The sequence below is a fragment of the Pontibacter toksunensis genome, assembly GCF_042686245.1.
GTDB classification, from domain to species: Bacteria; Bacteroidota; Bacteroidia; order Cytophagales; family Hymenobacteraceae; genus Pontibacter; species Pontibacter toksunensis.
Window position 1 is genome coordinate 648,736 of record NZ_JBHUOX010000001.1, and the last position, 23,192, is coordinate 671,927.

Genomic DNA, 23,192 nt, shown 5'->3' on the forward strand with positions numbered 1-23,192 from the left:
TCAGGGAAAGTATTCTATAATATAAGAACCTGTGGCATAGAACAGATGTACCTGTTCTCATTGGTTACCTAACCTGCCTTTAAACTTCAAGCGTGACAAAAGACTGCATCAGGAATGTATCAGGTAAAGCAGGTAAAACGGGAGATACAGCCTGTTTAATTATTTGCTGAAGTTCATTACTGTTTCAGGCCTTCCGGCACCCCCTCTGGGTACTCTTCTTGTATGGCCTGCTCAATTTTACTGATGCGGTTGCCTGGGTTTGGGTGCGTTTGCATAAACTCCGGGCCACCTGCCCCGCCACTCGCTTCCTCTAATATGCGCATCACCTCCATCATAGCACGTGGGTCATAGCCAGCGGAGCCTGTTAACTGTACCGCAAGCCTGTCTGACTCCAGCTCGTCCTCACGGCCATAGCTCATATTAAGTAGTTTGCCTACCATAGCTGCCACCACGGCTCCTCCCCTGCTGGCGGGGTTTCCCGGGTCGTAAGTGGCAATGGCGGCGGCACCTGTCAGGTCCTGCGTCAGTTTTGCTTTAGCCAACTGCTCAGCAGAGTGCCTCGCTACTACGTGCCCGATTTCGTGCCCCAGCACTCCAGCTAACTGGCCCTCCGAGTTCAGCCTTTTCAGCATTCCGCCGGTAATAAAAATCTGTCCTCCTGGCAAGGCAAAAGCATTAACGGTTTCTTCATCAGCCAACAAATGGAAATCAAATTCATAAGGGGAATTGCTTATCCTGGAGTTCTGTATCAGTTGGTGACCGATATCCTTTACCGCCTGCGCCGCTTCTCTGTCCGGGTGCAAGCCACCATATTGGTCGGCCATCTGGGGTGCTGCCTGCAGTCCAAGGGCTATTTCCTGTTCCACAGTCATGTCTACATGCTGCTTTTCGCCTGTAAATTCATTTTCCTGTGTGTTACACCAATATGTTACCAGCGACACAGCTGCCACAAGTAGGGCTATTATAAATTTGATGATTCCTCCCATCGCTTCATTTCTTTAAAAGGCATAATAGAGCATACAAATTCTTTATAGTATGAGAGAGAGAACGGCACATGCAAGGAAGTAGTTGCAAAGCAGGCAAACCAGAAACTTTAAGCCATCATTCTATCAGTAACATTCGCAGCACACCTCAAAACAAGTTATACTTGAGGAATCCTGCATTGTACTCAACGCATCAAATACAGCTAAATATACCCTTTTAATAGGACTATCGTAATAATATTGCAAAACTGCACAGTTGGCAGTGTATCTTAAATCTTGAATGTGATAAAATGAACATGAAGCGAACATTCGGTGCTGTGCTGACCATTTTGGGTATTATTGGCATCATATGGGGAGCCTATGCCTTCCTGATGGGAGGAGACGGAGCCATGGTAGGTAAATTCTCATCTGCCGTACCTTTTGTGATAGGCTTGATTTTTTTCTTTTCAGGTATCAACCTGGTGAAGACCATAAAAGATACAGACACGCCATAAGATAAGTTGATGAATCCTTTTAAATAAGAAAAGCCCCTGCTGAACTCAGCAGGGGCTTTTCTTATTTAAAAGGATTCACTTTTATAAAGTAGCAACAGTACTCTCAAAAGCTTCATGAGCAAAGGCCTCTATAGCAAGTGTTGAGTTCAGGTAATCTGAAGAATATTTTTTATCGTTTCCGTGAATGTACATTACCGTTTTATCTTTGATGGCCATGATAATGTCCTTAGACAGTTCCTGAGGCACTGCAGGGCATCCGAGGCTCCTACCCAGGCGGCCATGCTGCCGGGCAAAAGCAGGAGTTGCGTAATCAGCCCCATGCATGACAATGGCACGGGCCATGGCATTTGAGTTAAAATCATTATCCTTGCCGCTTAATCGAAGCGAAAGGCCATGCTTGCCAAAGTAAGTAGCATCAGTTAAGTAAAAACCTAGGCTGCTCATGTAAGAGTTGGGTGTGTTAGAGAATTTCACAGCTTTGTCTTGGCCGGTATTGCGGCCGTGCGCCACAACTGTATTGAAAAGTATTTTCTTAGCATTCAGGTCGATAATCCAAAGGCGTTTCTCTCTGCTGGATTTGGTGAAGTCGATTACTGTCAGCACAGATTTAGCAGGTGACACTAATCCCTTCTGCTTGAAGTTGTGAAACCCTATCATTGCTTTCTGATACACTTCGTAAGAAAGCCCCTTGCTTTTTAATTCTGCTTCGTTGTAAATGCTCAGAAGATGATCATCAAAAGCAGCCTGCTTTTCCGCAAAGGTGATGGTAGCGTTACGGGTAAGGGCTGTCTCCGAAATTTCAAGGGCAGTTTCCGACGCAAAGTCGTTGGAAGTGGCTACGGGAGAGGTAAAGGACAAAAGGCCGAGGGCTAACGAAGTTAGGGTTACTCTTAACATAGGTTTCTTTGGCTTCAGTTGGTACAGTACGCTTTGCAACAGGCAAGCAGAAGCAAATTGTTCCTTTCACCTGAACATATTGCAAAATAATAGCTGCTGCTTCACTAAAATAGCTGATACATTCCAATTTATCAAACGTTTAAACGCGGCAGAATATTTTACTTTGAATGCTCCCTCTCCTTTTGAATGCTCCCTCTCCTTTTGAATGCTCCCTCTCCTTTTGAATGCTCCCTCTCCTTTTGAATGCTCCCTCTCCTGCAGAAGCCAACAATTCTGTTTTTTTGAAGTTATGCTTGTGTGGCAAAGATTGAGGCTGCAACTTTATGTGTCAATACAAAACTATGCTAAAACGCTTATTTATATTACAGGGAGTAATTGTGGTAGGGCTGCTGCATGCCTGTGGTACACCCGAAAGCCTGAAAGATTTTGACAGTGATTCCTGGAAAGAAGATCGCTATGCCTGTGGAGGCAAACGTGGAGAACTGGTAAATGATTTTGAAAAGATAAGGAAAGATCTCTACGGCAAGAAAGAGTATGTGCTCCGCAACTTGTTAGGAAAGCCAGATAGTGAGGAACTGCTGGAACGCAGCCAGCGTATCTACTTCTACTATGTAGAGCCGGGAGGGCAATGCTCCGACAGGTCGAAGTTATCTGAGGCAAATCGCGTTGAAGTACGAATCAATTCATTGGGTAAAGTATCGGAGGTAACATACCATGAGCCTATAAACGCAGCAAAGCCCGAGTAAACCCGGGCTTTGCTGCGTTATAAAGTTACAGTTTACTCTGCCTCGTTTTCAGTAATTAGCTGCATATGAAAACGGCCTTCCAGTTCCAGGAATTGGCGCATCTGCTGTTCACTTAGTACTTCTTTCAGTTTCTGATCACTTGAAATATGTATTTTTCGCAGCGAGCTTGAGCGAAGTACATCATTGGCAGCATACATATGCTCTGCCTCTATTAGTTTTTGAAACCGCTGCTGGTTGGCTTGTTCCACTTTAGTGAATTGTTCTTCTGAAAGGTTCAGTTCCTGCTTCATTTCCAGGTTAGCCATACCAACACCATCCAGATCAACTGCAAGCACCACCTTATCCAGGTTATCATCTGTAACCTTCAAGGCCTGTGCAAAACCTGCGGTGCCAAGTGCCATAAAAAATAGTATAAGTAAAATGTTTTTCATATCTCTCCCTTTGGTTAAACTACATCATCAACAACTTCTTATATTAACTTTGGTCTTTAACGAAAAAAGGAGAAACAAGTTGATTGATAATTCATATATTTAATATTATTTATATATAAAATATAAATAACAGATTCACTAGCTAAATTAATTATCCTTATTAAACATTTCTCCGCAAATTTATTTAAGTATCTATTCCAATGTGCAACAATAGCATTTCTAAGGGGTATACTTATATATAAAATACTATTTTGAAAATTTGAAAATTGGAACCACAGAATACCTGAAGAGGAAGTTTTGTATCATAAAAAGAAACATGAAAACTACGTACTATAACCCAAGCCCACTTGAAGTTAAATTTGCACAGGCATTGGAAGAACTAACACCACAGCTGGAAGGAAAACTGGATGAAGGTGAGCGTGTAATTGAAATAGAATCTGTTTTAGACGCTGACAACCCAATGGTTATATACAGATTAGAGGACAAAGAGGGTGATGTGCATGAGGTTGTAGTACAGATAATTCAGAGGCCCGACCACATTATAAAGTGAATTATTCCTGATAAAAGAAATCCGGCTGCATTAGTTATGCCGCCGGCTTTCTTTTAGATTATTGTGCTTTCAAGCCAAACCCAGACGCTATGGGCTGTTGGGGCTTTTGAAGTCATCTCTTTTAAAGTATTGCATCGCAATGAATGAAATCAGGAAACCAGATATAAGACCTTCCAGCATCAGCACTGAAAAAATTACAACTCCCGGAGTAGACTCCACCCTTTCACCAAAATACCGCTCTGACGTTAGCATCTCTATCATTTCAGCTCCTGCTATAGTCACATAAGCAACCATGAAGGAAGCAAAAAGCACCGTTCCTACAACAGCCGTAATCACACCGGTTCCGAGTCCCTTAAAATAACCGATTTCACCGGCAGAGACTATTTTATAAGACCTAATGGCCATTACAACACCTATTGCCATAATAACACCATTCAGGAAGCGGAGTTCCGTTATATGGATAAGCCCTAACAGCTTCATCAAAAAAAAGTAAAGGATTAAGCCGGCAGCTGTTAACAAACCATACTTCAGGCCTATTTTTTCCATAATTTTGTTAATGGTAGGGTGTATACTGGTTGTGGCGTTAAATGGAAGCAGGCGTTAATCCTGCCCCGGCATGGTATTGTGGTCCCTCCGCTTGAACCACTGCATGGCGATAAAGGCAATTAAAGCTCCAGGAATGGTACCATACAGAATCGTGAGCACAAAAAGCGATAGCAAGGTAAGACTCTCAGGGAAAAGCCCACTTGCCTGCAGGTTCTCCAGGTACCCTGTTCTGAGTGTTCCAAGGAAAACCATTAAAAAAAGCGCTAAAATCGCAGAAGATACCGCACCAACTGTAGCACCGATGCCAAACCCTTCTAGATACCGGATTCCACCCCTCCTAACCCGCTTATAGCTGGATATTGCTACCACAATGCCTATCACAAGGAATATGCCGCTTAAAAAGGACAGTTCTATAATTTCAAGTAGCCCAAGCGCCCACATAACCAGAAAGAAAACAATGTGCACTATCCCTACCAGAATACCATATTTTACTGCCACATTTTGATAAGATACGTCAGAAGAAGCCATTTTATGTTCCATAATTAAGATGAATCAATTGTTCGTTTATAATGAACAGATTAGCCGTGCAAATGGTTAATACTTTATGATGCAAAGCGATAAGTGCATCCTATCTTGCTCGCTATCTGTATATTACTAAAACTATATACTAAAGAAAGAGGCATGGCGTTGTGCTTTGCGGGATGTTTTTTAATTCGAGGAGCTCAAGCCCCTGAATCTGAAACACATGCATAGTGCTTAATGTAAAGCATAATCTAGCCGTGATGAAGGTATCAGGTGCCAAACCATACTTTAATTTCGTAGCTTTGCAGGCAAATCAAATTTTCATATTCTTACATAAATTTTATGATCAGTACGAACAATGTCAGCTTGGCTTACGGCAAGCGCACATTATTTGAAGATGTAACGATAAAGTTTGTTCCCGGTAACTGCTATGGCCTGATTGGTGCCAACGGTGCCGGTAAATCTACTTTTCTGAAGATACTTTCCGGAGATATAGACCCAAACACAGGTACGGTCGAGATTCCGGCCAACGCCCGCCTGGCTGTACTGAAGCAGAACCAGTTTGAGTATGACGAAGAACAGGTGCTGCAAACAGTTATTATTGGCCACAAGCGCCTGTATGAGATAATGCAGGAGAAAGATGTTATTTACGCGAAGCCTGATTTCTCTGAGGCTGACGGACTGCGGGCTGCTGAATTAGAAGGCGAGTTTGCTGACCTTGAAGGCTGGAATGCAGAGTATGAGGCAGCTGAATTGCTGAGTGGCCTTGGTATTAGCGAAAGCCTGCACTACTCGTTGATGAAAGACTTGAGCGGTAGCGAGAAAGTTCGTGTGTTGCTGGCTCAGGCCCTGTTTGGTAACCCGGATATCCTGCTACTCGATGAGCCTACCAACCACCTGGATGCTGAATCCATTATATGGCTGGAAAACTTCCTCGACAGTTTCCCTAACACTGTCATAGTAGTCTCTCACGACCGTCACTTCCTGGATTCAGTGTGTACGCATGTAGCAGATATCGACTTTGGTAAAATTCAGCTATACGCCGGTAACTATTCCTTCTGGTACCAGTCCAGCCAACTAGCACTGAAGCAGCGCTCTGACGCCAACAAGAAGACAGAAGATAAGCGTAAAGAACTGGAGGAGTTTATCCGCCGCTTCAGTGCCAACGCCTCCAAGTCGAAGCAGGCTACTTCCCGTGCCAAACTGCTGGAGAAACTGACGGTGGATGACATCAAGCCGTCGTCACGAAAGTACCCATACATTGCTTTCAAGCCGGAGCGTGAAGCTGGTAACCAATTGCTGAATGTAGAGAACATGAGCAAGTCCATTGATGGTGTGCCTATCTTCAGTGATGTGAACCTGATGGTGAACAAAGGCGATAAGATCGCGGTAATCGGCCGGAATGATATTGCTGCTTCTACTTTCTTTAAAGTCATTATGAGCGAGGAAAAACCTGATACCGGAACCTATACCTGGGGAACCACTATCACAGCTTCTTTTTTCCCTAAAGACAATGCAGAATTTTTTGATACGGACCTGAACCTGGTGGATTGGCTTCGGCAGTTCTCTACAGAGAAAGACGAGAGTTTTATCCGTGGCTTCCTGGGCCGAATGCTGTTCTCAGGAGAAGAGTCACTGAAAAAAGCTGATGTGCTGTCGGGTGGTGAGAAAGTACGCTGCATGTTCTCACGCATGATGCTTCAGTCCGGTAACGTACTGGTGTTTGATGAACCGACCAACCACCTGGACCTGGAGTCAATTACTGCCCTCAACAATGCATTGAGAGACTTTGACGGCACCATCCTTTTTTCCTCTCATGACTTACAATTTGTGGATACCATCGCTAACAGGATTCTGGAGCTGACGCCTAACGGCATCATTGACAAGCGCATGTCTTATGAAGAGTATTTATCTGATGACACCATCAGAGAGTTGCGAAAGAAGATGTATGCCACAGAAATGGTCTAAAATATTTTCTTGATAATCTCTGAACCAGCCTATGTTAAAGAATAATCAGCGCCTTATTTATTCCTTCCTCCTCACGCTGCTGTTTTTGTTTTTCTCCGGCACTATTGCGCAGGCGCAGGTAGAGCCGGATACAACCCAGCCAAGCAAGCCTGTGTTGCCTACAGGGCCTCCTATGCCAACGGAGCGGCGGGAACCAAAGCCCACCGAGCAGCCAAGACCAGAGCAGCAGCCGGCGAGGATGCCATCTTCTGCCAGACAGGAACCTATCGCGGAGCAGGCACTTCGTCCCATCGATCGCATGTATACGGGAGGCAGCTTTGGATTGCAGTTTGGCACCTTCACCAATATATCCCTGCTGCCTATACTCGGCTACAGGTTAACAGATAAATTCAGCTTGGGTGTAGGAGGTGTATATCACTTCTCGAAGTTTGGGAGCTTTTCGTATAGCAGTTATGGGGCCCGTGCCTTCACGCAGTTAGAGCTATTCAATATAGGAGAAGGCGCTATACTGGGTCACGCGGAAGTAGAGTTTCTGAACACGAAGTATGAAGACAGAGGAGACCTTTTCACCACAAATATCACTCTTCCCCTTGTAGGTGTCGGCTACAGGCAACGCATCAGCGACAAAGCATCTGTTGACATGCTGCTGCTGTACAACGTGAATGACCAGGAAAGAGGAAACCCTTATAACAACCCGGTATTCAGGGTAGGTTTCAATATTCCTTTCACCAGCAGGTGACCTTGAAAAGTACTACATAAAAAAGCGGCTGCCTTAATTAAGGCAGCCGCTTTTTTATGTAGTAAATGGTTTATCAGCCTCTTATGAGTCTTAATAGTACCACAATGATTGCAATTACAAGAAGTATGTGGATAAGTCCGCCTACAGCATCAGGGAATCCTAAGAATCCAATCAGCCATACAATCACTAATACCACTGCTATAATATACAATAGATTTCCCATAGTTTTATTTGTTTTTAGTTTTGTGTGTTCAAATATTTCGTATTCATGTTATAATACGCATTATGTTTATACAAGTTAAGCACTACGTATTAAACGCAGTATAACAGCAATTACTGCTAGCACTAATAGTACGTGTATAATACCGCCAACGGAATCTGAGAATCCCAGAAAACCTATCAGCCAGAAAATCACAAGTACTACAGCTATTAAATAAAGTAAATTTCCCATTGTTCCTTTTTCAGTTTTTTATTTGAGCCGACTGCCTGCCTTAACTATTTTAACCTTAGTTGGAAGTCTGCCTTTATTGTATTTTTAAATAATTAAGGCTTTTTACGGTCCTCCTATATAAAAGATTAGTAATTTTCAATTATGCTCTATAATTAATAAATCACAAGATAATCAAATACAGTTGATTTCATACTTATTACTTTTGTATTCAGATACTTACGATTTACAAACGCTTTAAAAAAAATTCTGACTACTTAAATAAAGTTCTATTCATAATTCTAAATTCATACAAAGCTAAAGTCGGCTTGTGCTAAAGTTTTATTTAAGAATTTAAAGAAGCGGAAGCCTTAGCAGAAGATTAGCTCCTTTTCTTTTAGCTTTGTATATAACCAAATCTACTTACATAGAGCAGTATGAAAAAAGTTGCAGTTATTGGATCAGGCACCATGGGGAACGGTATCGCACATGTATTCGCACAAAATGGCTTTCCTGTTTCACTTATAGATATTTCTGAGGAGGCGCTGCAAAAGGCAGTCGGTACAATCAGCAAAAACCTGGACCGCATTATTTCAAAAGGGAACCTGACGGAAAAGCAAAAAAACCAGACACTTCAAAACATCACCACTTATACCAGCATGCAGGAAGGTGTGGAGGAGGTTGACTTGGTTGTGGAAGCCGCCACAGAAAACTCTGATCTAAAGCTCAAAATCTTCCGCGACCTCAGCTCATTCACAAAGCCTGAGGCTATACTTGCTTCCAACACTTCTTCTATCTCTATCACTAAAATCGCATCGGTAACAGATCGCCCTGACAAAGTAATTGGGATGCATTTTATGAACCCTGTACCGGTGATGAAGCTGGTAGAGGTAATAAGAGGTTACTCTACATCTGATGAGGTAACTACAAGGATAGTAGAACTATCGAAGCAGCTGGGCAAAGTACCGGCAGAGGCAAACGATTATCCTGGGTTTGTAGCCAACCGAATCCTGATGCCAATGATAAACGAGGCTATCTACAGCCTGTATGAAGGAGTGGCCGGAGTAGAGGAAATAGACACTATCATGAAGTTAGGAATGGCGCACCCAATGGGGCCGCTTCAACTGGCTGACTTTATTGGGCTGGATGTATGCCTGTCTATCCTGAATGTGCTGCACGATGGCTTTGGCAACCCGAAATATGCGCCATGCCCGTTGCTAGTGAATATGGTACAGGCCGGCCACAAAGGCATTAAGTCTGGCAACGGGTTTTACTCCTGGAGCCATGGCACAAAAGAATTAGTGGTGGCAGATAGGTTTAAGAAGTAATTTTTCTGCACCAGGATTTTCAGGATTTATCATGAGTTTAAGGATTGAAAATCGAGATGGACGTAAGTGGCAGGACAAATAGTAGCAAATAAAGTATTCTTCAATCCTAGTCCTGTCCATTTCTACTAATCCTGAAAATCCTGATACAGAAAAACAAAAGCGTCCTCTGCCGTATCAACAGCAGAGGACGCTTTTTTATCGAACAACAAACCTACACCGCTACTGCATGGTCGCGCAGTACATCATTTAATGAAGTCTTCAGATCGGTGCTTTCCTTGCGCTGGCCAATGATTAGGGCGCATGGGACCTGAAACTCACCTGCGGGAAACTTTTTAGTATAGGAACCCGGAATTACCACTGAGCGGGGCGGCACATACCCTTTGTAGATTTTCTCTTCGCTGCTGGTCACATCAATTATCTTGGAGCTGCCGGTGATGGTAACACCTGCTCCAATCACCGCTTCTTTTCCAATGTGGCAACCCTCCACCAGAATGCTTCTTGAACCAATAAAGGCACCATCTTCTATAATCACAGGGGCTGCCTGCACTGGCTCCAGCACGCCTCCCAGGCCAACACCGCCGCTCAAGTGCACATTTTTGCCCACCTGCGCACAACTGCCTACTGTAGCCCAAGTATCCACCATTGTTCCGGAGTCTACATAAGCACCTATGTTTACATAAGAAGGCATCATCACTACACCCCTGGCTAGGAAAGCACCATAACGAGCCACTGCATGCGGCACTACACGCACACCTAGCTGCTCATAGTTGCGCTTCAAATCCATTTTGTCATGAAACTCAAAAGGGCCTACCTCCATCGTCTTCATCTGCTGGATGGGAAAGTACAGTAATACTGCCTTTTTCACCCACTCGTTTACCTGCCACTCCTCTCCTTTCGGCTCTGCCACACGTAGCCTGCCCTTGTCAAGTTCCTCGATTACAGACCGAATGGCTTCTACAGTATTATTTTCTTTTAGTAACTCCCGGTTCTCCCAGGCCTGCTCTATTATTTGTCTAAGCTCCATATCTCGTTTGGTTGAATTAAAAATGATGCGTAAAAGTATTAAATTTATGCGATGTCTGAAAAGAGAATCCTGATTGCCTCCCTGCTGAAGCCAATTAACGACACCCGCATGTATGAGAAACTAGGGGTTTCGCTGAGCAAGCTTCCGGAGGTGCAGGTACACATATGTGGTTTTGCAGCCCCTACTCCTACTGGCGCTCCTGCGTCTGTTTTCTTTCACCCGACTTTTTCTTTCGGTCGCCTCACCCTGGACAGGGTCAAAGCACAACGCAGCTATTATCGGCTGCTGCAGAAGCTACAGCCGGATATCATTGTCTCCTGCACACATGAGCTGCTGCCCGCCAGCGTGCTCTACTGCCGGCGGCACAGATGCAAACTGGTTTATGATGTGCAGGAAAATTACGCGCTGAATATACGGGCACAGGATAATTATCCGGCCCTGCTAAAACAAGCGATGGCCATCGGACTAAGAAGCATGGAAAGGGGGTTATCCAGCCAGATTGCGCATTTTCTGGTAGCTGAACAGAATTATGTAGAGGAGCTTCCTTTTTTAAGAGATAAATTCACTGTTATTGAAAACAAGTACAAACCAGCAGTAGAATATATCCTGCCCGCTACTCCTGTTAAGCTACAGCACGAGCCCCTGCGCCTGCTTTATACTGGTACCATTGGCCGGGTATATGGTGTCTTTGAGGCCATTGCCCTCGCTGCTAAATTACACCAACAGGAGGCCAAAACTACCCTGACTGTTATAGGTTATTGCGCAGACAAAACAACGCACCAGCAGTTACTCCGCGAGCTACAGGATAAACCTTTTATTTCGTTAGTGGGAGGCGACAGACTGGTACCGCACCAGCAAATTATAAAGGCTATAGAAGAGAGTAAAGTCGGGCTGTTGCCTTACCAACCAAATGAAAGTACTTTTCGCTGTATCCCAACCAAGCTCTACGAGTATGCAGCGCATGCCTTGCCCATGATTACGCAGTATAACCCGCTATGGCAGGATTTTCTGCTCCGCTATAACGCCGGAGTTTCAATCGATTACCTCCACCCGGATGCCGTCCTGCTCCTCCAAAAAATCAGGAATACACAATTTTACAAACCCGGCGTGCCTGCAGGCGTATTTTGGGAGAGTGAGGAGATAAAACTACTAGAGCTGTTTAAGGCCTTATTAACCTGAAACCCAATGTAGGTTAATTTTATTTTTAGACTTGCCTAAAATCATTTTTAAATTATTATATTTGTTAAATTAATTGAACACATATGCGTCAATCAAAAATTGCAGGTGTAGGCCACTATGTGCCTGAGAACGTGGTAACAAACAAGGATCTGGAGAAAATAATGGACACCTCTGATGATTGGATCCGGGAAAGAACAGGGATTGTGGAGCGGCGATATTTTCAGGAAGGTGTAGACACAACTGCAAACATGGGTGCGGAGGCTGCCCGAAGAGCCTTAAAAAATGCGGGCGTTGAGGCAAAGGAGGTAAACATGATCATTTTTGCCACCCTGAGCCCTGATTATGTTTTCCCGGGCTCCGGTGTGCTCATGCAACGGGAATTGGGTCTTAAGGAAATACCAGCGCTGGACGTGCGTAACCAATGTTCCGGCTTTATTTATGCCCTGTCTGTTGGTGACCAGTTTATTAAAACAGGCATGTATGATACCATATTAGTGGTAGGTGCCGAAATCCACTCCAGCGGCCTTGACTTCTCCACACGTGGACGTGGCGTATCGGTTATTTTCGGAGACGGTGCCGGTGCCGTGGTGCTAACGCCAGCAGAAAGCAATGACAAGGGAATCCTGTCGACGCACCTGCACTCTGATGGCGAGTTTGCAGAAGAACTGGCAGTATTAGCCCCGGATACAAACAAAAAAGAGCGACTGACACATGAGATGATAGACAATGGCTCTATTTATCCTTACATGAATGGTAACACAGTATTCAAACACGCAGTAACGAGATTTCCGGAGGTAATAGAAGAGGCGCTGCATAAGAATGGGTACAGGCCGGAGGACATAGACATGCTGGTGCCGCACCAGGCGAACCTGCGCATCACCTCATACATCCAGCAGAAAATGGGGCTGCCGTCTGAAAAAGTCATGAGTAACATCCATAAGTATGGAAATACAACTGCTGCCTCTGTGCCAATTGCCTTGAGCGAAGCTGTACAGGAAGGCCGCATAAAAGAAGGAGACCTAGTATGCCTGGCTGCTTTCGGTAGTGGCTTTACCTGGGCCTCTGCCCTGATTCGATGGTAGTTAAGAAGAATCTTGAATGGCTGAAATTTGAATGATTGAACCATGGAAACAGAGAATAAACTGACCATAAAACCACCTATTCATAATTCAGTCATTCATTCATTCAAAATTGGACACGTGCACAGCTTTACTGAAGAAAATTACATCAAGGCTATTTATAAACTCTCTGCTAATGGAACGCAGGAGGTAAACACAAATGCCATTGCCGAAGTGATGGAGACTAAAGCCGCATCAGTCACAGACATGCTCCGCAAGCTAAGCTCTAAAAACCTGGTGCATTATGTAAAATACCGGGGTGTGTCGCTTACGAAAGAAGGAGAACGGGTTGCATTGCAGGTAATCCGGAAGCACCGCCTCTGGGAGGTGTTCCTGGTAGAAAAGCTAAAGTTTAACTGGGACGAGGTACATGACGTTGCGGAGGAGTTGGAGCATATAGGGTCTCCCCTGCTCACCCAGCGCCTCGATGAGTTTTTGGGTCACCCCCGGTTCGATCCGCACGGTGATCCGATTCCAACAGAAAACGGTGAGATAAAACAGAAAAAGCAGCGTCTCCTGGCAGAGATGGATGTAAATGAAGACGGAGTGGTAGTGGGCGTAAATGATTCCCAGCCGCTTTTTCTGCAGTACCTGGATAAGATGGGTATTTCACTTGGCTCCAGAATAAAGGTAATTGACCGGATTGCATATGATAACTCCTACGAGATAACACTGGAGAATAAGAAGAACCTGTTGCTCTCAAGTGAAGTAACAAAAAATATTTTTTTATCCGCCTGAGCAAAAAGATTTTAAAGAAGCAAGCCTCTTGAAAGTGCTTCTAAAAGAATGCATGGAATATCCTAACACAAATGAAAGCGACATACCACCTACTACTACTGCTCACCGCATTTTTTTTCGGTGCCTGTGCACAAACAGACAGTAAAGCGGTTTTGCCAGCCAGTGAACGTTTAAAAGTGGTTACTACCACCAGCATTCTGGGTGATGCGGTGCAGCACATTGTGGGAGATGCGGCCGATGTTGTTTCTATTATGGGAAGTGGCGTGGACCCGCACCTTTACAAGGCTACACAGGGAGACCTGCAGAAGCTTACAGAAGCTGATGTTGTGGTATATAATGGGCTTCACCTGGAGGGAAAGATGGGAGAAGTGATGGAAAAACTGAGTCGCCAGAAAACGATAGTCACAGCTACGGCAGGCATACCGAAAACATCACTGCGCCAATCTCCGCAGTTCCAGAGCAGCCATGACCCGCACGTATGGTTTGATGTGGAACTGTGGCAACAGGTAGTACAGCACCTGAGCCAGGAACTTCAAAAAAAAGATCCTTCCAGGGCCACAATTTATCAGCAGAACACACAGGCGTATATACAGGAACTGAAGGAGCTTGACCAGTGGGTGACACAGCAGATTCATTCCATACCTGAGCAGCAGCGCATCCTGATTACTGCACATGACGCCTTCGGTTATTTTGGCGATGCCTATACTATAGAGGTGCGGGGGCTTCAGGGTATTTCCACTGTGTCGGAATTTGGCCTGCAAGATGTGTCTTCCCTGGTCAATTTCATAGTGGATAATCAGGTGAAGGCTGTTTTTGTAGAGTCTTCCGTATCGCCCAAGGCCATAGAAGCGGTAGTAGTTGGAAGTGAACAAAAAGGACACCCATTAAAAATCGGGGGCACCTTATTCTCAGATGCCTTAGGAGAGGCGGGCACACCAGAAGGCACATTTACAGGTATGGTCCGGCACAACGTGAACACAATTGTATCTTCCTTAAAATAATTACGATTTATCATGATACTTCAAGTAGACAATCCGGTAGTAGAGGTACATGACCTAACTGTCAGCTACGACCGTAAGCCGGTGCTCTGGGGTATTGACCTGACTCTACCGGCAGGAGCATTGGTAGGTGTTATAGGTCCAAATGGCGCCGGAAAATCTACCTTGATTAAAGCAATGATGGACCTGCTGCCAACTGGCAGCGGCTACGTGCGCATATTTGGTGAGCCGATAAACGAGGTGCGCAAACGTATCAGCTATGTGCCGCAGCGGGAGTCAGTGGACTGGGATTTCCCGGCTTCTGTTTTTGACGTGGTACTGATGGGCCGCTATGGAAAACTCGGGCTTTTCAGCCGCCCCCGTAAAGCAGACAAAGAAGCCGCCATGGAAGCACTCCAAAAGGTAGGTATGGAGTCCTTTGCCTCACGCCAGATATCCCAACTCTCGGGGGGGCAGCAGCAACGTGTTTTCCTGGCAAGGGCACTGGCACAGAACGCCGACATATATTTCATGGATGAGCCCTTTGCAGGAGTAGATATCGCCACTGAAACAGCTATTATTGATCTGCTCCGCATCATGCGTGAACAAGGCAAAACCGTCATCGTGGTGCACCACGACCTGCAGTCTGCTGCAGAATATTTTGACTGGGTAGTGCTCCTGAACATGCGCCTTGTAGCCTCCGGGCCCACTGAGCATGCCCTGACACAGGAACTGTTGGAGCAGACGTACGGTGGCAAACTGACGGTGCTGTCTAAGGTAGGCGACCTGTTGCGGAAGCAGGAATTCCCCACAAGAGAAGTCAAAAGCTGATACGGCTATGGAAGCATTTTTCGAGTTCTTTTCTTTTGCCGATGCAAACGTGCGGTATGTTACGATTGGTTCTGTGCTGCTGGCTTCCAGTTCCGCTGTGGTGGGCTGCTTTACTTACCTCCGGAAAAGAGCGCTGGTGGGCGACGCAGTGGCGCATGCCGTGCTGCCGGGTGTATGCCTTGCTTTTATGCTTTCAGGCACCAAGAACCCATTTGTCCTACTTATAGGCGCCTTCATCACCGGATGGCTCTCCCTTATCTGCATCGATTTTATTACCTCCCGCTCCCGCATAAAAGAAGACACGGCCATTGGGCTGGTACTGTCAGTGTTTTTTGGCATTGGCATACTACTGCTCACGGCCATACAACACTCTGGTAATGCAGCACAAAGTGGTCTGGATAAGTTCCTGTTCGGAAAAGCAGCTTCACTGGTGGGAGAAGACCTCATTGCTTTCAGTGTTGTGGCGGTGGTGCTTCTTATCTCTACCATTCTTTTTTACAAAGAACTCACGCTCCTTTGTTTCGACCAGGCTTTTGCCAGAACAATAGGCTTTCCGGTGCGGGCACTCGAACTGCTCCTCACCACCCTCACAGTATTTGCTGTGGTAGTGGGAATACAGGCAGTGGGTGTGGTCTTGATGGCTGCCATGCTAATAACGCCCGCTGCCGCCGCGCGCTTCTGGACAGACAGGCTTCCAGTGATGCTTCTGCTTGCTGCCCTGATGGGTGCTTTTTCTGGTGTTGCTGGTGCCTTTGTCTCTTATACCGCACCAGCTATGCCAACGGGCCCATGGATTGTGCTCATCATCTCCATGATAGCCATTCTTTCTTTTGCGCTGGCACCAGGCAAAGGATGGGTTGCACGTATAATCCGGCAGCGCCGCAACCGTGCGCTGGTGCTGGAAGAGAACCTGCTGAAGCTGCTCTATCACCTAGGAGAAAAAAAACAGGCTTATGCGGTTGCGCACACACTGCAGGAGCTTCTGGAGCATCGTGCCATTCCAGAAAAACAAGCCAAAGCAGGACTGCACAAGCTCAGGAACCAGGGTTATGTGACAAAATCAGCTGCAGGCTGGCAACTCACTACCCAGGGCCAGCGACGCGGGCAACGTGTCGTACGGCTGCACCGCCTTTGGGAACTCTATCTTACACAGTACCTGCACCTGGCCACAGACCACGTTCATGAAGACGCAGAAACAATAGAGCACATCATCACCCCGGAACTGGAGCAAAAACTAATGGAAGAACTCAGCTTCCCGGTGCTCGACCCGCATAGTGCCCGGATACCTTAATGAAAGTGTTTCTGTCTGATAAAGATGAGGGAATTAAAATTACGAAAAACTTAAAAGAATAAGAACTACACCCCTCCGCTGCAAAGGAAATAAATGCATTTTAAACTATGAACGCGTTCTGGATTATTTTAACAGGTTCTTTAGTAGCCACCTGCTGCAGTCTGCTGGGTTGCTACCTCATACTGCGCCGCATGGCCATGGTCGGCGATGCTATCTCCCATGCTGTCCTGCCAGGAATTGTCATTGCTTTTCTGCTGACAGGCTCCAGGGACACGATACCGATGTTGATCGGTGCAGGCCTGTTGGGTGTACTCACCACGCTCCTGATTGAGTTCTTTCACCGCTACGCCCGGGTACAGGCAGATGCCTCCATCGGAGTTACATTTACGTGGCTTTTTGCAATCGGCATTATACTACTCTCCGTTTTTGCAGGACAGGTAGACCTGGATCAGGATTGTGTGCTTTACGGAGAAATAGCTTATGTACCCCTCGACCTCTGGATAACAGAGAGTGGTCTCAGCCTTGGCCCCCGCACAGTCTGGACATTGAGTATAGTTGCAACCCTAATCCTGTTGTTCATCGTGCTGGGTTACAAAGAACTGTTCCTGACTGCTTTCGACCCTGGCTACGCTGCAGCCATTGGCATTTCTACCTCTGCCTGGTACTACGCCCTTATGACGGCCGTGTCACTAACAACGGTTGCATCTTTCGAATCAGTGGGCGCTATTTTAGTGGTGGCATTACTTGTAGGCCCTCCTGCTACAGCGTATCTTTTAACCGATAACTTCAAGACAATGCTGGTGCTCTCGGTGTTGGCAGGTATCTTGGCCTCTTTTGCAGGCTATTACCTGGCAGTATGGATGGATGGCTCTATAGCTGGAGCGATAGCTACATTTATAGGTTTTGAATTTGTGCTGGCTTTTTTGTTCTCACCTGCAAGGGGCATACTAATTAGACGAAAGCAATTACAGCCAGTTTAATAGATTTTGAAGCTGTCATTTTTTAGGTCGCTTCAGGCATGGTTTATGATAAGAGCCAAAGGAGTTACTGGAAAACAAAAGACATAATTAAAATAGTATCTCTAGTTTGGCTGATGGTTTTTTAGCCTCCTCACTGATTTAAAAAGAAGATAAAAATTTTGCCTGTACCTATGTATAAAAAGACGCTGCTACTCCCCCTGTTTGCCACTTTTTTATTCTCGGCTTGTCAGCCGAACACGCAGCCTGAAGCAAAGACAGCAAGTGCTGATAATCCTGTAGTTATCCCATTCGCTTTCACATCCGCTGTTGAACCCAACTCCGCCGCAGAGAAAATTCAATGGCTCACAATGGAGCAGGCGGCAGAAAAGATGAAACAGGAGCCACGTAAAATCATGGTCGACGTGTACACAGACTGGTGTGGCTGGTGTAAAAAAATGGATAAAAACACCTTCACTGATCCGGAAGTGGCCGCCATCATCAACAAACATTATTACGCTGTAAAGCTTGATGCTGAAGGCAAGGCACCCATTACCCTAAAGGGCCAGACATTTAAGTTTAACCCAGAATACAAGTCTCACGAACTGGCCGTAGCACTTCTGAACGGCCAGATGAGCTTTCCTACGACTGTATACTTGGACGAGCAGATGAACATGCTCACACCCGTACCAGGTTACCTTGATGCTAAAACTATGGCGCCTATCCTCCGATACTTTGGAGAAGATCATCATAAAAAGATGAACTGGCAGGAGTACGAGAAAAAGGCGAAGTAAAGTCTTTTTACCTCTTCCCGGCCCTCTTCTAAAAACAGGAGAGGGTGTTTTTTTCTTGTGAAGGTTTTTTTAAACATTCACGCTTCTTCAATCAGCATCTACAGAACACATTCCTAGCTAATATACTAGCAGGGACTCCCTCTCCTGTTTTTAGAAGAGGGTTGGGGAGAGATAATATTCTCCCCTATCATATCCCTTATTTAAATTGTAAATTTGCTTCTTAACTCAAGAGGGATTTACTGAATTGACACATCATCATTTTTCAAACGATACAATTGTGGCCGTGGCTACTGCACCGGGTGTGGGCGCGATTGCTGTAATAAGGCTTTCGGGCCCTGAGGCCATAACAATAACAAATCATGTCTTCAAAGGAAAAGACCTTAGCAAACAGACCAGCCACACGATCCACTTCGGCACTATCCGCAGTGAGGAAAAGGTGCTGGACGAAGTGCTAGTGTCGCTGTTTGTGGCCCCTCATTCCTATACAAAAGAAAACGTGGTGGAGATTTCCTGCCACGGCTCCGACTTTATTGTGCAGCAGATTATACAGCTGCTCCTGAAACAGGGTGCCCGCCTGGCCAGTGCCGGGGAATTTACCAAACGTGCTTTCCTGAACGGCCAGTTTGACCTTGCTCAGGCCGAAGCTGTAGCTGATTTGATTGCGTCCGACTCTGCCCTCTCCCATGAAGTGGCCATGAAGCAGATGCGCGGCGGCTTTTCGCAGGAAATCAAGAGACTGCGCGGGGAACTGGTACATTTTGCCTCCATGATTGAACTGGAACTAGACTTTGGAGAAGAAGACGTGGAGTTTGCAGACCGTGACCAGTTGCGCGACCTGATTGGAAATATACAGCGCATCATTCGGGAGTTGCTCAAATCTTTTGAACTGGGCAATGTCATCAAGAACGGTGTACCGACGGTGATAGTGGGGAATCCCAATGCCGGTAAATCCACCCTCCTGAACAAGCTGCTGAACGAGGAAAAAGCCATCGTGTCGGATGTACCCGGCACCACCCGCGACTTTATTGAAGACGAAATCAACATCGAAGGCATCACCTTCCGTTTCATCGACACCGCCGGCCTCCGCGAAACAACCGATAAGGTAGAAGCCATGGGTGTGGAGCGTACCATGCAGAAGCTTAGCCAGTCGTCGCTGATTATTTACCTGTTTGATATCACAGAAGTAACAGCAAAAGAAGTGCAGACAGAGTTGGACAGGCTCAACCCAAAGAGATTGCCTTTGGTGGCTGTGGCCAACAAAATAGACCTTGCCACTGCCGAAAAAGTAGCTGCTTTCGAAAGTATAGAAGGGCTGGTAACCATTTCCGCCGCAGAAGGTGCGAACCTGGACGAACTGAAGCAGGCGCTGGTTGAGAAAGTAAACCTGGGCAAGCTCAACACCAAAAACCAGACCATCGTCACCAACCTCCGCCACGTCGACAGCCTGAACAAAACTTACGCGGCCCTCGACGATGTGCTCAACGGTATTGCCCTCGGGGTCAGCAACGATCTCGTAGCCGCCGATATTCGCCGGGCTCTCTATTCTTTAGGAGAAATAACAGGAGAGATTACAACAGACGATCTACTAGATAATATTTTCACGAAATTTTGCATCGGCAAATAAGACCTCGAAAAATACCAAATCACCACTACCTTAAAAAGACCGTATACGGCTCGTATACGGTCTTTTTTTATACTTAAAAGACTTATCCGAATTCCTGCCATCTTCGTATATTTCAACTACATCTGTACCTCGCTTGTATCGGGTACAGGAATTTTGTACCTCAAAACATGTATAAGGGGAAATAATGCAACATTGCGCAACAATTTGCTACTAAAAGCAACAAGGAGAAACAGCAGGCTTTATGAGTTCCAACATCACCATTCAGCGGATATGCCAGCACTGCGGCAAAGAATTCACCGCCAGGACCACGGTCACGCAGTACTGCGGGGATGCCTGCGCCAAGCGGGCCTATAAGGCAAGGCAGAAGGCAGCCAAGGTGGAAACCAGCAACCGGCAGACAAAGGCTATCAAAGAAAAGCCGATGGAGGACCTGAAGGCAAAAGCTTTCCTGAGCGTCGCGGACACCTGTCAGCTCCTGGGCATCAGCAGGTGGACATTGTGGCGCCTCATCAAGAGAGGCAAGCTTCCAGCTGCGAAATTTGGGAGAAGCATCCTTATAAAACGCGCAGATATTGACCGCCTCTTCCAACTCACCCCGCTCCAGCGTCCAGCCGAAGAGCAAGCTCAGTACACCTTCAATCCGGACGAGTGCTACAGCTTATCGGAAGTACAGGCCCTGTACCGCATTTCCGAGAAGGCCCTGCATGAACTGATCAAACGCAACAGTATCCCCAGGTACAAGCAGGGGATTTATGCCTATGTGCCCAAGGCTCAAATAAGGAGCTTGCTTGGACCCCAATCAGATAAGGAAACAAAAACAAGAGAGCTATGACAAAAGTTAAGCTACGCCGCAAGCCCATCTCCCAGGGGCGCCAGACGCTCTACCTGGACTTCTATCCTCCCATCCCGCACCCGGACACAGGCAAGCTGACTCGCAGGGAATTTCTGAGCCTTTACGTGTACGAGAACCCAAAGGCCCCATTTGACAAGCAGCACAACAAGGAAACGCTGCTCCTGGCAGAGAATGTGCGCGCCCAGCGGCAGCTTGAAGTGCAGCATAGGCAGTACGGCTTCCTGTCGGCCGAGCAGCGGAACCGCCGGCTGCTGGATTACTACCGGGAACAGGCTGACAAGCGAACGGGATCGAACAGCGGCAACTGGCAAAGCTCCATTTATTATGTGGAGCAGTTTTTTAATGAGGGGGTCAAGCTCTCTGAACTGAATGTGGCTGCCTGCGATGATTATAAACGATACCTGCTTACCGCTAAAAGCCAGCGCAGCCGGAAAAGAACCCTGTCCCGGAACACGGCCCTCTCCTATTTCAATAAGTTCAAGGCAACCCTGCGCCAGGCCTACAAAGATGACCTGCTCAAGACAGACCTAAACTTTAAGATTTCCTCCATCAGGGCCGCTGAGACAAAGCGGGAATACCTGACGCTGGAGGAGCTGCAGGCGCTTAGCGACACCGAATGTACCCTTCCTATTTTGAAGCAGGCAGCAGTCTTCTCGGCCCTAACCGGGCTGCGTTTCTCCGACATCCGGAATTTAATCTGGGGGGAGCTCCAGGAAAGTAAGGCCGAAGGGCACTACCTGCAATTCAGGCAGCAGAAGACAAAAGGCATGGAAGTGCTGCCCATCCCGGAGCAGGCCGTACGCCTTTTAGGCGAGAAGGGAGCGCCAACAGAAAGAATATTCAAGGGACTTGAATACTCCGCTTACAACAACACCCTCCTAAGGGAATGGGTGAAAGAAGCGGGAATTACCAAGTATATTACCTTCCACTGCTTCCGCCACACCTATGCCACCCTGCAGCTGTCCCTGGGGACAGACATTTACACGGTATCAAAGCTCCTGGGCCACCGGGAACTGAAGACGACACAGATTTATGCTAAAGTCATAGACAAAGTAAAACGGGAAGCTGCTGACAAAATTAAGCTGGATTTTTGAAGAAAGGTGATGTGGATAGGTTTTATATTCTATCGCAAAAATGGGTGGCAGCATGTTATAGGCACGTTGATCGGCTGTATCTAAAAATCCTGCCACCAAGCTACTTCAACGCCATCAATGCTCTCAACGTTGAGCTTTTTCATTCACAATCCTGGTATCAGGAAAAACCCCAGTATCAGCTGGTAAAGGGTGAGAAAGCCTGAAGCTATCGCTAAAAGAATATTACCAATGCAGTTTTAACTCTTAATTAAAATCAGTTATGGAAACGTACACATTCGAACAGTTGCCGCAGGCCGTGAGCCTGCTGCATGAAAAACTAAACCAGATCGAGCGACTCCTGCTGGAGCGGCAGGAGCAGCAGAAGACAGACGAAATTTTTGATACGGCACAGGCCGCGGCATTTCTCAACGTGTCAGTTGCCACAATGTACACCAAAGTCTGCAACCAGGAGTTGCCGGTAAACAAAAGGGGCAAGCGGCTTTACTTTTACAAATCTGAGCTGGAGGAGTGGATCAAGGGGGGCAGAAAGAGAACTTCAGATGAACTGCGCTTGGAAGCACAGGAACATATAAACAAAGATAAGAAGTATAGACGGTACTGATGATTTACCAAAGCCTGTAGGCTTTAAATAAAAGGTTCTGTTTTAAAGCACTATAGTTCGATTCCCCTACGGGCTACACAAAAGGCCTTCAGTTAACGCTGAAGGCCTTTTTTCATTTGCTTCGGACACTATTCGGACACTAAAACCGCCACCTGTCAATTTAATACCTCTCGATTCGGCTAATAATTACTTTTTTAGAGGAGGTAAAGCTTCTGTTGTTAGCCTTATTCTTTTTGGTGCCCTCCCCTATTCTTTGCCTTTAGGTGAACCTATCACTTAGCTTATGAACACACTGTTCATGATATCATTAACGGTCTCAGCTACTCATCTCTTAAAACAAATTTTAGTTTGATTTGTGAGATGGCAAAATGAGACGACATATAGGCTGCAGGGGCAGATACCGCTGCAGGTTCCACGATCCCATCATTCCCACGTGGCTGTTGCACAACCGGCTGCAGATAGCCGTTCAAGGATAATGACC

26 protein-coding genes are annotated in these 23,192 nt (G+C 46.2%); 18 read left to right on the forward strand and 8 right to left on the reverse strand.

Going from position 1 to position 23,192, the window contains the following annotated elements; genetic code table 11:
* Positions 1–176: 176 nt before the first annotated feature.
* Entirely contained in the window at positions 177–986 is an 810-nt protein-coding gene (locus ACFS7Z_RS02785) for a M48 family metalloprotease (RefSeq protein WP_377480535.1), read from the reverse strand.
* 293 nt (positions 987–1,279) lie between these two features.
* Here ACFS7Z_RS02785 and ACFS7Z_RS02790 point away from each other — a divergent pair, with 293 nt between their 5' ends.
* Positions 1,280–1,477: a hypothetical protein gene (locus ACFS7Z_RS02790; RefSeq protein WP_377480538.1), complete on the forward strand. Its 198-nt coding sequence runs from the start codon at positions 1,280–1,282 to the stop codon at positions 1,475–1,477.
* 81 nt (positions 1,478–1,558) lie between these two features.
* Here ACFS7Z_RS02790 and ACFS7Z_RS02795 read toward each other — a convergent pair whose 3' ends face one another.
* Positions 1,559–2,374, reverse strand: coding sequence for a murein L,D-transpeptidase catalytic domain family protein (locus tag ACFS7Z_RS02795; RefSeq protein ID WP_377480541.1), 816 nt, complete (start codon positions 2,372–2,374; stop codon positions 1,559–1,561).
* Between the two features lie 341 nt (positions 2,375–2,715).
* Between ACFS7Z_RS02795 and ACFS7Z_RS02800 the strand changes: the two genes are divergently transcribed.
* Positions 2,716–3,120, forward strand: a complete 405-nt coding sequence (locus tag ACFS7Z_RS02800) for a hypothetical protein (RefSeq protein ID WP_377480544.1) — start codon at positions 2,716–2,718, stop codon at positions 3,118–3,120.
* Positions 3,121–3,152: 32 nt separating this feature from the next.
* On the opposite strand, the gene ACFS7Z_RS02805 is transcribed toward ACFS7Z_RS02800, so the two are convergent.
* Positions 3,153–3,551, reverse strand: a complete 399-nt coding sequence (locus tag ACFS7Z_RS02805; RefSeq protein ID WP_377480547.1) for a hypothetical protein — start codon at positions 3,549–3,551, stop codon at positions 3,153–3,155.
* A 316-nt stretch (positions 3,552–3,867) separates the two neighbouring features.
* Between ACFS7Z_RS02805 and ACFS7Z_RS02810 the strand changes: the two genes are divergently transcribed.
* Positions 3,868–4,101, forward strand: coding sequence for a hypothetical protein (locus ACFS7Z_RS02810; protein ID WP_377480549.1), 234 nt, complete (start codon positions 3,868–3,870; stop codon positions 4,099–4,101).
* 87 nt (positions 4,102–4,188) lie between these two features.
* Here the strand turns inward: ACFS7Z_RS02810 and ACFS7Z_RS02815 are convergent, their stop codons facing one another.
* Together ACFS7Z_RS02815 and ACFS7Z_RS02820 are read right to left on the reverse strand one after the other, a co-directional pair.
* The gene (locus tag ACFS7Z_RS02815; RefSeq protein ID WP_377480552.1) at positions 4,189–4,647 is read right to left on the reverse strand and encodes a DUF4199 domain-containing protein; all 459 of its coding nucleotides are present in this window, start codon (positions 4,645–4,647) and stop codon (positions 4,189–4,191) included.
* A gap of 54 nt (positions 4,648–4,701) precedes the next feature.
* Positions 4,702–5,187: a DUF4199 domain-containing protein gene (locus ACFS7Z_RS02820; protein WP_377480554.1), complete on the reverse strand. Its 486-nt coding sequence runs from the start codon at positions 5,185–5,187 to the stop codon at positions 4,702–4,704.
* 324 nt (positions 5,188–5,511) lie between these two features.
* On the opposite strand from ACFS7Z_RS02820, the gene ACFS7Z_RS02825 reads away from it, so the two are divergent.
* Complete coding sequence (locus ACFS7Z_RS02825; protein WP_377480557.1) at positions 5,512–7,137, forward strand: ABC-F family ATP-binding cassette domain-containing protein; 1,626 nt, start codon at positions 5,512–5,514, stop codon at positions 7,135–7,137.
* 31 nt (positions 7,138–7,168) lie between these two features.
* A complete protein-coding gene (locus ACFS7Z_RS02830) occupies positions 7,169–7,876 on the forward strand; it encodes an SPOR domain-containing protein (protein WP_377480560.1) in 708 nt (235 codons plus the stop codon).
* Between the two features lie 73 nt (positions 7,877–7,949).
* Here the strand turns inward: ACFS7Z_RS02830 and ACFS7Z_RS02835 are convergent, their stop codons facing one another.
* Positions 7,950–8,099 carry a lmo0937 family membrane protein gene (locus ACFS7Z_RS02835; protein WP_377480564.1) on the reverse strand — a complete coding sequence of 50 codons (150 nt, stop codon included), beginning with the start codon at positions 8,097–8,099 and terminating at the stop codon, positions 7,950–7,952.
* A 75-nt stretch (positions 8,100–8,174) separates the two neighbouring features.
* The gene (locus ACFS7Z_RS02840; RefSeq protein ID WP_377480568.1) at positions 8,175–8,327 is read right to left on the reverse strand and encodes a lmo0937 family membrane protein; all 153 of its coding nucleotides are present in this window, start codon (positions 8,325–8,327) and stop codon (positions 8,175–8,177) included.
* A 413-nt stretch (positions 8,328–8,740) separates the two neighbouring features.
* Between ACFS7Z_RS02840 and ACFS7Z_RS02845 the strand changes: the two genes are divergently transcribed.
* Positions 8,741–9,631, forward strand: a complete 891-nt coding sequence (locus ACFS7Z_RS02845; protein ID WP_377480571.1) for a 3-hydroxybutyryl-CoA dehydrogenase — start codon at positions 8,741–8,743, stop codon at positions 9,629–9,631.
* Between the two features lie 211 nt (positions 9,632–9,842).
* Here ACFS7Z_RS02845 and ACFS7Z_RS02850 read toward each other — a convergent pair whose 3' ends face one another.
* Complete coding sequence (locus ACFS7Z_RS02850; RefSeq protein WP_377480574.1) at positions 9,843–10,655, reverse strand: 2,3,4,5-tetrahydropyridine-2,6-dicarboxylate N-succinyltransferase; 813 nt, start codon at positions 10,653–10,655, stop codon at positions 9,843–9,845.
* Positions 10,656–10,706: 51 nt separating this feature from the next.
* Between ACFS7Z_RS02850 and ACFS7Z_RS02855 the strand changes: the two genes are divergently transcribed.
* From ACFS7Z_RS02855 to ACFS7Z_RS02910, 12 genes are all read left to right on the forward strand, one after another.
* Positions 10,707–11,834: a glycosyltransferase gene (locus ACFS7Z_RS02855; RefSeq protein WP_377480576.1), complete on the forward strand. Its 1,128-nt coding sequence runs from the start codon at positions 10,707–10,709 to the stop codon at positions 11,832–11,834.
* An 83-nt stretch (positions 11,835–11,917) separates the two neighbouring features.
* Positions 11,918–12,916, forward strand: a complete 999-nt coding sequence (locus ACFS7Z_RS02860; RefSeq protein WP_377480579.1) for a 3-oxoacyl-ACP synthase III family protein — start codon at positions 11,918–11,920, stop codon at positions 12,914–12,916.
* A gap of 117 nt (positions 12,917–13,033) precedes the next feature.
* Positions 13,034–13,690, forward strand: coding sequence for a metal-dependent transcriptional regulator (locus ACFS7Z_RS02865; RefSeq protein WP_377480652.1), 657 nt, complete (start codon positions 13,034–13,036; stop codon positions 13,688–13,690).
* A gap of 71 nt (positions 13,691–13,761) precedes the next feature.
* On the forward strand, positions 13,762–14,691 hold the full coding sequence (locus ACFS7Z_RS02870; RefSeq protein ID WP_377480581.1) for a metal ABC transporter solute-binding protein, Zn/Mn family: 930 nt from the start codon (positions 13,762–13,764) through the stop codon (positions 14,689–14,691).
* A 12-nt stretch (positions 14,692–14,703) separates the two neighbouring features.
* Positions 14,704–15,498 carry a metal ABC transporter ATP-binding protein gene (locus tag ACFS7Z_RS02875; RefSeq protein ID WP_377480584.1) on the forward strand — a complete coding sequence of 265 codons (795 nt, stop codon included), beginning with the start codon at positions 14,704–14,706 and terminating at the stop codon, positions 15,496–15,498.
* 7 nt (positions 15,499–15,505) lie between these two features.
* Positions 15,506–16,789, forward strand: coding sequence for a metal ABC transporter permease (locus ACFS7Z_RS02880; RefSeq protein ID WP_377480587.1), 1,284 nt, complete (start codon positions 15,506–15,508; stop codon positions 16,787–16,789).
* A 107-nt stretch (positions 16,790–16,896) separates the two neighbouring features.
* A complete protein-coding gene (locus tag ACFS7Z_RS02885) occupies positions 16,897–17,769 on the forward strand; it encodes a metal ABC transporter permease (protein ID WP_377480589.1) in 873 nt (290 codons plus the stop codon).
* Between the two features lie 170 nt (positions 17,770–17,939).
* Positions 17,940–18,539 (forward strand): thioredoxin family protein, encoded by a 600-nt coding sequence (locus tag ACFS7Z_RS02890; protein WP_377480592.1) that lies wholly within the window; start codon positions 17,940–17,942, stop codon positions 18,537–18,539.
* Between the two features lie 244 nt (positions 18,540–18,783).
* Entirely contained in the window at positions 18,784–20,163 is a 1,380-nt protein-coding gene (mnmE, locus tag ACFS7Z_RS02895; protein WP_377480595.1) for a tRNA uridine-5-carboxymethylaminomethyl(34) synthesis GTPase MnmE, read from the forward strand.
* A 241-nt stretch (positions 20,164–20,404) separates the two neighbouring features.
* The gene (locus ACFS7Z_RS02900; RefSeq protein ID WP_377480598.1) at positions 20,405–20,995 is read left to right on the forward strand and encodes a helix-turn-helix domain-containing protein; all 591 of its coding nucleotides are present in this window, start codon (positions 20,405–20,407) and stop codon (positions 20,993–20,995) included.
* Positions 20,992–22,110 carry a site-specific integrase gene (locus ACFS7Z_RS02905; RefSeq protein ID WP_377480601.1) on the forward strand — a complete coding sequence of 373 codons (1,119 nt, stop codon included), beginning with the start codon at positions 20,992–20,994 and terminating at the stop codon, positions 22,108–22,110. Before ACFS7Z_RS02900 ends, ACFS7Z_RS02905 begins: the two co-directional genes overlap by 4 nt.
* Before the next feature lie 259 nt (positions 22,111–22,369).
* A complete protein-coding gene (locus tag ACFS7Z_RS02910; protein ID WP_377480604.1) occupies positions 22,370–22,711 on the forward strand; it encodes a helix-turn-helix domain-containing protein in 342 nt (113 codons plus the stop codon).
* Positions 22,712–23,192 lie beyond the last annotated feature (481 nt).

What these genes read in the sequence shown, in the direction of transcription:
- ACFS7Z_RS02785 (WP_377480535.1), bottom strand. Translation starts at nt 986, where the DNA reads ATGGGAGGAATCATCAAATTTATAATAGCCCTACTTGTGGCAGCTGTG.
- ACFS7Z_RS02790 (WP_377480538.1), top strand. Translation starts at nt 1,280, where the DNA reads ATGAAGCGAACATTCGGTGCTGTGCTGACCATTTTGGGTATTATTGGC.
- ACFS7Z_RS02795 (WP_377480541.1), bottom strand. Translation starts at nt 2,374, where the DNA reads ATGTTAAGAGTAACCCTAACTTCGTTAGCCCTCGGCCTTTTGTCCTTT.
- ACFS7Z_RS02800 (WP_377480544.1), top strand. Translation starts at nt 2,716, where the DNA reads ATGCTAAAACGCTTATTTATATTACAGGGAGTAATTGTGGTAGGGCTG.
- ACFS7Z_RS02805 (WP_377480547.1), bottom strand. Translation starts at nt 3,551, where the DNA reads ATGAAAAACATTTTACTTATACTATTTTTTATGGCACTTGGCACCGCA.
- ACFS7Z_RS02810 (WP_377480549.1), top strand. Translation starts at nt 3,868, where the DNA reads ATGAAAACTACGTACTATAACCCAAGCCCACTTGAAGTTAAATTTGCA.
- ACFS7Z_RS02815 (WP_377480552.1), bottom strand. Translation starts at nt 4,647, where the DNA reads ATGGAAAAAATAGGCCTGAAGTATGGTTTGTTAACAGCTGCCGGCTTA.
- ACFS7Z_RS02820 (WP_377480554.1), bottom strand. Translation starts at nt 5,187, where the DNA reads ATGGAACATAAAATGGCTTCTTCTGACGTATCTTATCAAAATGTGGCA.
- ACFS7Z_RS02825 (WP_377480557.1), top strand. Translation starts at nt 5,512, where the DNA reads ATGATCAGTACGAACAATGTCAGCTTGGCTTACGGCAAGCGCACATTA.
- ACFS7Z_RS02830 (WP_377480560.1), top strand. Translation starts at nt 7,169, where the DNA reads ATGTTAAAGAATAATCAGCGCCTTATTTATTCCTTCCTCCTCACGCTG.
- ACFS7Z_RS02835 (WP_377480564.1), bottom strand. Translation starts at nt 8,099, where the DNA reads ATGGGAAATCTATTGTATATTATAGCAGTGGTATTAGTGATTGTATGG.
- ACFS7Z_RS02840 (WP_377480568.1), bottom strand. Translation starts at nt 8,327, where the DNA reads ATGGGAAATTTACTTTATTTAATAGCTGTAGTACTTGTGATTTTCTGG.
- ACFS7Z_RS02845 (WP_377480571.1), top strand. Translation starts at nt 8,741, where the DNA reads ATGAAAAAAGTTGCAGTTATTGGATCAGGCACCATGGGGAACGGTATC.
- ACFS7Z_RS02850 (WP_377480574.1), bottom strand. Translation starts at nt 10,655, where the DNA reads ATGGAGCTTAGACAAATAATAGAGCAGGCCTGGGAGAACCGGGAGTTA.
- ACFS7Z_RS02855 (WP_377480576.1), top strand. Translation starts at nt 10,707, where the DNA reads ATGTCTGAAAAGAGAATCCTGATTGCCTCCCTGCTGAAGCCAATTAAC.
- ACFS7Z_RS02860 (WP_377480579.1), top strand. Translation starts at nt 11,918, where the DNA reads ATGCGTCAATCAAAAATTGCAGGTGTAGGCCACTATGTGCCTGAGAAC.
- ACFS7Z_RS02870 (WP_377480581.1), top strand. Translation starts at nt 13,762, where the DNA reads ATGAAAGCGACATACCACCTACTACTACTGCTCACCGCATTTTTTTTC.
- ACFS7Z_RS02875 (WP_377480584.1), top strand. Translation starts at nt 14,704, where the DNA reads ATGATACTTCAAGTAGACAATCCGGTAGTAGAGGTACATGACCTAACT.
- ACFS7Z_RS02880 (WP_377480587.1), top strand. Translation starts at nt 15,506, where the DNA reads ATGGAAGCATTTTTCGAGTTCTTTTCTTTTGCCGATGCAAACGTGCGG.
- ACFS7Z_RS02885 (WP_377480589.1), top strand. Translation starts at nt 16,897, where the DNA reads ATGAACGCGTTCTGGATTATTTTAACAGGTTCTTTAGTAGCCACCTGC.
- ACFS7Z_RS02890 (WP_377480592.1), top strand. Translation starts at nt 17,940, where the DNA reads ATGTATAAAAAGACGCTGCTACTCCCCCTGTTTGCCACTTTTTTATTC.
- ACFS7Z_RS02900 (WP_377480598.1), top strand. Translation starts at nt 20,405, where the DNA reads ATGAGTTCCAACATCACCATTCAGCGGATATGCCAGCACTGCGGCAAA.
- ACFS7Z_RS02905 (WP_377480601.1), top strand. Translation starts at nt 20,992, where the DNA reads ATGACAAAAGTTAAGCTACGCCGCAAGCCCATCTCCCAGGGGCGCCAG.
- ACFS7Z_RS02910 (WP_377480604.1), top strand. Translation starts at nt 22,370, where the DNA reads ATGGAAACGTACACATTCGAACAGTTGCCGCAGGCCGTGAGCCTGCTG.